The sequence below is a fragment of the Kitasatospora sp. NPDC056327 genome, from assembly GCF_042261735.1.
In the GTDB taxonomy this organism is placed as follows: Bacteria; Actinomycetota; Actinomycetes; order Streptomycetales; family Streptomycetaceae; genus Kitasatospora.
Genome location: NZ_JBHJRC010000098.1, coordinates 21,022 through 27,021, shown reverse-complemented (window position 1 = coordinate 27,021; position 6,000 = coordinate 21,022). Strand labels below are relative to the sequence as shown.

6 protein-coding genes are annotated in these 6,000 nt (G+C 74.8%); 3 read left to right on the top strand and 3 right to left on the bottom strand.

The window, feature by feature from the left end:
• Positions 1 to 9: 9 nt before the first annotated feature.
• Complete coding sequence (locus ACFCX4_RS16750; protein WP_376143014.1) at positions 10 to 204, bottom strand: YegP family protein; 195 nt, start codon at positions 202 to 204, stop codon at positions 10 to 12.
• A 160-nt stretch (positions 205 to 364) separates the two neighbouring features.
• Here ACFCX4_RS16750 and ACFCX4_RS16745 point away from each other — a divergent pair, with 160 nt between their 5' ends.
• Complete coding sequence (locus ACFCX4_RS16745; protein ID WP_376143012.1) at positions 365 to 784, top strand: HIT family protein; 420 nt, start codon at positions 365 to 367, stop codon at positions 782 to 784.
• Between the two features lie 139 nt (positions 785 to 923).
• On the opposite strand, the gene ACFCX4_RS16740 is transcribed toward ACFCX4_RS16745, so the two are convergent.
• Together ACFCX4_RS16740 and ACFCX4_RS16735 are read right to left on the bottom strand one after the other, a co-directional pair.
• Positions 924 to 2,513: an alkaline phosphatase family protein gene (locus tag ACFCX4_RS16740; RefSeq protein ID WP_376143010.1), complete on the bottom strand. Its 1,590-nt coding sequence runs from the start codon at positions 2,511 to 2,513 to the stop codon at positions 924 to 926.
• Positions 2,514 to 2,670: 157 nt separating this feature from the next.
• Entirely contained in the window at positions 2,671 to 3,444 is a 774-nt protein-coding gene (locus ACFCX4_RS16735) for a GntR family transcriptional regulator (RefSeq protein ID WP_376143008.1), read from the bottom strand.
• A gap of 290 nt (positions 3,445 to 3,734) precedes the next feature.
• On the opposite strand from ACFCX4_RS16735, the gene ACFCX4_RS16730 reads away from it, so the two are divergent.
• Together ACFCX4_RS16730 and ACFCX4_RS16725 are read left to right on the top strand one after the other, a co-directional pair.
• Positions 3,735 to 4,676: a glycoside hydrolase family 19 protein gene (locus ACFCX4_RS16730; RefSeq protein ID WP_376143006.1), complete on the top strand. Its 942-nt coding sequence runs from the start codon at positions 3,735 to 3,737 to the stop codon at positions 4,674 to 4,676.
• A gap of 138 nt (positions 4,677 to 4,814) precedes the next feature.
• Positions 4,815 to 5,981, top strand: a complete 1,167-nt coding sequence (locus tag ACFCX4_RS16725; RefSeq protein WP_376143004.1) for a serine hydrolase domain-containing protein — start codon at positions 4,815 to 4,817, stop codon at positions 5,979 to 5,981.
• Positions 5,982 to 6,000: the final 19 nt, after the last annotated feature.

Here is a 6,000-nt window from a genome sequence, read left to right as displayed (position 1 = left end):
GCGCCGCGGTCAGGCCGCGGCCTTGGACTTGACGTCGATCACGCTCGCGCCGTCCGCGGCCCGCCGGACGGCCTCGACGCCCTTGTGGGCGGCGTCCTTGCTCGCGTATCCCTGGCCGGTGGCGACGATCTCGCCGTTGCCCGCCTTGAGCCGGAACCGGTACTTGCCCCCGGCGTCCTCGTACACCTCGAACTTGCCCGCCATCCGGGCCACCTCCTCGTCGACGGGACGCGCCGCGCGCCCCACCTGCACGGTGCGCCCCGCCGGCCCCGGCCCGCACCCGCTCGGGGTCCGCCCGGGTGACCGGGGCCCGGCCCCGCCGCGAGCGGATGCCGGTTGCGCGGTGCGGCGGTTGAATGGGCGGATGGACTGCGTCTTCTGTGCGGTGGTGGCGGGCACGGAGCCCGCGCACCGGGTGCTGGACGACGAGGCGGCGGTGGCGTTCCTGGACCGCCGGCCGCTGTTCCCGGGCCATGTGCTGGTCGTGCCGCGCGCCCACCACCGCACCCTGGCGGACCTGCCGGCGGAGGCGGTGGGCCCGTTCTTCCTGCGGGTGCGGCGGGTGGCGGCGGCGGTGGAGCCGGCGCTGGGCGCGGCGGGCAGCTTCGTCGCGGCGAACAACCGGATCAGCCAGTCGGTGCCGCACCTCCACGTCCACGTGGTGCCGCGCAACCCGAAGGACGGGCTGCGCGGCTTCTTCTGGCCGCGCCGGGCGTACCCCGACGAGGCGGCCGCGGCGCTGGTCGCCGACCGGCTGCGGGCCGCGCTCGCCGGGCCGGGCTGACGCGGCGGACCGACACGACGGGCCGACACGACGGGCCGACGCGGCCGGCGCACCGGACCGGCGGCAGGCCGGACGGGCGGACGGGCGGGCGCGGTGACCGGCCGGGCGACGGTACCCGGCCCGGTCACCGCGCCGGGCGTCAGCCGACCCGGACGTTGTCGACGACCCAGTACCAGTTGTTGCTGCCGGTGTAGCGGAAGCGCAGCCGCAGCCGGCTCGCGCCCGCCGGGACGGCCAGGTCGAGCCGCTGGCGCCCGTTGGTGTCGGTGGTGAAGCTCTTCACCTCGACGGGCGCGCCGCCGTCCCAGACCGCGAGCACCCTGGCGCTCTGCGCACCCTCCGGCCGGTAGAAGGTGGTGAAGGCGACCGGGACGGTGCCGCGGCCGGCGACCGGGTACTCGGGGCTGACCAGGGTGGAGTCGTAGTTCCCCTTGAAGGTCTTGTCGGCCCACTCGTCGGAGTCGGCGACGGCGAAGACGCCGCGGGAGCGGACGTTGAGCTCGCGGTTCTGGTCGCGCTGGGCCCTGGTCCAGAACTCGTCGGTGGTGAACGACCAGCCGCGCCACTCGGTGACGCCGCCGGTGCCCATCGCGGAGTTGTCGACCGACCAGCCGGCCGGCGGGGTGTGGGTGAAGCCGAGGACGCCGGCGGCGATGCCGGTCTCGTCGACCCGGCCGGTGAGCTGCGGGCGCAGCGCGTCGAACTCGTCGGGGACGAGGGCCGGGATCGGGACGCCGTCGAGGTTCCAGGCCGGGTCGACGGCGATGCCGAGGTGGGCGAGGGCGGTGGGCGCGATGTCCACCATGCGCACGTCGTGGCGGACCGAGCCGGCCGGGAACGCGGACCCGGTGGCGATCACGAAGGTCTGCCGCTCCTCCCAGGTGGAGCCGCCGTGGCCGCCGGTGGGGGTGTGGCCGTGGTCGGCGGTGACCATCACCAGCCAGTCCTCCTGGCCGTAGCCGGCGCGCCCGCGCAGGGCGGTGAGGATCTGGCCGACCTGGGCGTCCACGCCGCGGATGGCCGCCAGGTAGGCCTGGGAGGCGGACCCGCTGCTGTGGCCGGCGTTGTCGACGTTGTCGAGGTGGACGAAGAGCACGTCGGGGTTGCCGTCGCGCAGCCGGGCGACCGCGCGGGCGGTGGTGCCGTTGTCGTACTCGGCGGCCGGGGTGGCGATCCGGGTGTCGACCCGGGAGGAGCAGATGGCGTCGGCGATCGGCGCCCAGGAGGCGATCACGCAGGTGGTGAGCGCGGGGGCGGCGGTCTCGGCGCGGGTCAGGAAGTCCGGGTAGGCGGCGAAGGCGGGCGCGGTGAAGTTGTTGTCGCGGACGTTGTGCTTGTCGGGCCAGACGCCGGTGGCGACGGTGGACCAGCCGGGGCCGGACATGGTGCCGGCCATCGGGTTGGCGTAGAGGCTGCTCGCGGCGGTGAGGCCGCCGGCCATCAGGGCGGTGAGGTTCGGGGCGCCGGCCTCCTTGACGCGGGTGAGCATGGTGCCGTCGAGGCCGATGAGCAGGACCTTGGGGGTGGCTCCGGCGGTCGCGGCGGCGGGGGCCTGGGCGGTGGCGGTCGCGGCCGTGGCGGGGGCCGTGGCGGTGGCCGCACGGGCGGCGCCGGCGGCGAGCGGGCCGGCGGCGAGTGCGGCGGCGGTGCCGAGGAGCAGGCCTCGGCGGGAGAGGCCGGGGGCGGCTGGGGTCTGCGGGGTCACGTCGTCCTCCTGATGCGGCGTCATGGCACGGGGCGGAGCGGAGCGGTGACAACGGTCGGAGCGGCGGGTGACCGGGGGTGGCCCGGCGTCCGGCCCGGGTGTGAACAACGCCCGAATTCGGTCCAGACCCGTTACCTTTTCGTGACAACAGTGGGGTGACGCGGGTGCGGGAACGGCGGGATCAGTCCGCTTCGAGGCGGGTGGTGAAGCTGAAGCGGTCGCCCCGGTAGAGCGAGCGGACCCGCTCCACCGGGCGGTCCGCGGTGTCCCGGGTCAGCCGGTGCAGCAGCAGCATGGGCAGCGCCGGCGGGGTGCCGATCAGCAGGGCCTCGCGCGGGGTCGCCAGCACGGTCTCGATCCGCTCGTCGGCGGCGCCGAAGGTGATGCCCGCCTTCTCGGCGAGGAAGGCGTACAGCGAGGAGCCGGGGTCGAACTCCTCGTCCAGCGCCGGAACCCGGCCGCAGGCGAGGTAGGTGCTCTCCAGCCCGACCCGCTCGCCGTCCGCGAGCAGCACCCGCTCCAGGTGCCAGACCGGCTCACCGGAGCCGATCCGCAGCTGGCCCGCCAACTGGATTCCGGCGTCCAGCCGTTCCAGACCGATCAGGGTGCGGCCGGGCACCCTGCCCTGGCGGCGCACGCCCTCGGTGTAGCTGGCGAGCGAGAGCGGCTGCTCCAGCTTGGGCCCGGCCACCACCGTGCTGCGGCCGCGGCGCCGGAGCCGGCCCTGGATCAGCAGTTCGCGCAGGGCCTGGCGCAGCGTCTCGCGGGCCACCTCGAAGCGGGCCGCGAGTTCGCGCTCGGTCGGCAGCACGCCGCCCTCGCCGAGCTCGTCGAGCAGCTCCTCCAACTGGCCCTTGACGGCGTAGTACTTGGGCACCCGGCCGTGCTCCGGAATGCCCGACCTGATCGGCGCACCCGGGCCGGACCGGACCACGGGGTCGGGGGTCTCGTCCACCCGGCCATCCTTCCAGATGGAGAGACCTGACCATGACAGCGCGGGCACCGGCGGCGTGGCGCCGCACCGGCCGCCGGGCAGGGCGGCCGGGCCCGCCCGGTGCATCTTTTGCCCGGCACCCCTTGACAGGTATAGACCACTCCGCTTGAGTCTGGGTCAGCCCCGCACCGGCCCGCACCCCGGTCGGCCCGTCCCCCGCGACGGGCCCCCACACCGCGGGGCCCGGCTCCCCTGCCCCGACGTCCCTACCTCCACGACCGTGCGGCCCCCACCGCACAAGGGGTGATCAAGTGTCCACGAAACGCCTGCTCGCACTGCTCTCCGCCGTCGCCACGGCGCTGGCGGTGGTCCTGCTGCTGCCCGCGGCCAACGCCAGTGCCGCCGTCTGCGCCTCGCCCTGGAGCTCCTCGGCCGTCTACACCGGCGGCGCGAGCGTCTCCTACAACGGTCACAACTGGCTCGCCAAGTGGTGGACCCAGAACGAGCCGCCGAGCACCGGCGGTTCGGGTGTCTGGTCCGACCAGGGCACCTGCGGCACCGGCCCGACCACCACGCCGACCCCGACGGTCACCCCGACCGTCACGCCGACCCCGACCACCACCGCCAACCCGGGCGGATTCCCGGTCAGCCAGGCCCAGTTCAACCAGATGTTCCCGAACCGGAACCCGTTCTACACCTACCAGGGCCTGCTCGACGCGCTGAGCGCCTACCCCGCGTTCGCCGCCACCGGCACCGACACGACGCGCCGGCAGGAGGCCGCGGCCTTCCTCGCCAACGTCAACCACGAGACCGGCGCGCTGGTCTACGTGGTCGAGCAGAACACCGCCAACTACCCCCACTACTGCGACAGTTCCAAGTCCTACGGCTGCCCGGCCGGCCAGGCCGCCTACTACGGCCGCGGCCCGATCCAGCTGAGCTGGAACTACAACTACAAGGCGGCCGGCGACGCCCTCGGCATCGACCTGCTCCGCAACCCCAACCTGGTGCAGACCGACCCGGCCGTCGCCTGGAAGACCGCGCTCTGGTACTGGAACACCCAGAACGGTCCGGGCACCATGACCCCGCACAACGCGATCGTCAACGGCTACGGCTTCGGCGAGACGATCCGCAGCATCAACGGCTCGCTGGAGTGCAACGGCGGCAACCCCGCGCAGGTGCAGAGCCGGATCAACGCCTACCAGCGGTTCACCCAGCTCATCGGCACCGTGCCGGGCAACAACCTGAGCTGCTGACACCCGCGCCGCACCGGTCCGCCCGGCGGTACCCGCCGCACCGCTCGTCCCCGTACCTCCGGGGGACGAGCGGTGCGGCGGCGAAATCGTCGCCGGGGTGGACGCCACCGCCCGCCCGCCGCTCCTAGGCTCGGGGCCATGAACGATCTTGGCAGCCTCGTCCAGCAGACCGCCGACCGCCTCGCCGGCCAACAGGTCGGCGCGGTGGTCGCCGCTCTCGCCCACGACGAGGTGGAGATCCGCGGTGCCGGCCGCACCGGTCCCGGCCGGGCCGGCGGGCGCCCCGGGCCGGACACGCTCTTCGAGATCGGCTCGGTGACCAAGGTCTTCACCTCGCTGGCGCTCGCCCGGCTGACCCTGGCCGGCACCGTCACCCTGGACGAGCCGCTCGCGGACGTCCTGGCCGGCCTGCTGCCGGCCGGGAGCGGCGTCCCTGCCAAGGGCCCGGAGCCGCTCACCCTGCGGCACCTGGCGACCCACTCCTCCGGCCTGCCCCGGCTGCCCGCCGGCATGGTGCTGTCCTCCCTGCTCAACCCCAACAAGCCCGACCCCTACGCGCACTGCACCGCCGAACGGCTGCTCACCGACCTGGGACGCACCAGGCTGCGCACCGCGCCCGGACGCGGGTTCCGCTACTCCAACCTCGGCGCCGGCCTGCTCGGCCTCGCGCTCGCGCACCGGACCGGCACCGGCTACGGCGAACTGGTGCGGCGGGAGATCTGCGGACCGCTCGGCATGGCCGACACGGTGCTCGTGCCCGACGCGGAACAGACGGCCCGGCTCGCCCCCGGCCACACCTCCGGCGGGCGCCCCGTACCGGGCTGGAACCTCGCCGACCTCGCGGGCGCGGGAGCGCTCAAGTCCACCGCCGCCGACCTCGCCGTGTTCCTCCGCGCCCAGCTGGCGGCGGACGGTGACGGCCGCGCATCCGACGGTGACCGGACGGGCGGTGACGGAAGCGCCGAGGGAAGCACCGAGGAAAGCGGCGGCGTCGGCGGCGGACCCGGTCACGGCTCGCCGCTGGGGCCCGCGATCGCGCTGACCCGCGAGGTGCGGCACCGGGTCAACCCCTTCGCCTGGATGCACCTCGGCTGGCTCGGCCACCGGCTGCACGCCCGCCAGGGCGGCCACCTGCAGATCTGGCACAACGGCGGGACGGGCGGCTTCCGTTCCTTCGTCGCCTTCGACCCGGAGAAGCAGGTCGGGGTGATCGTGCTGGCCAACACCCGGCGCTCCGTCGACAGCACGGGCGTCCAGCTGCTGCGCTCCCTCCAGACCGGCCGGCCGGGCACCGCACGGCGGTAGCGGTGCGGGATCCCGGCGG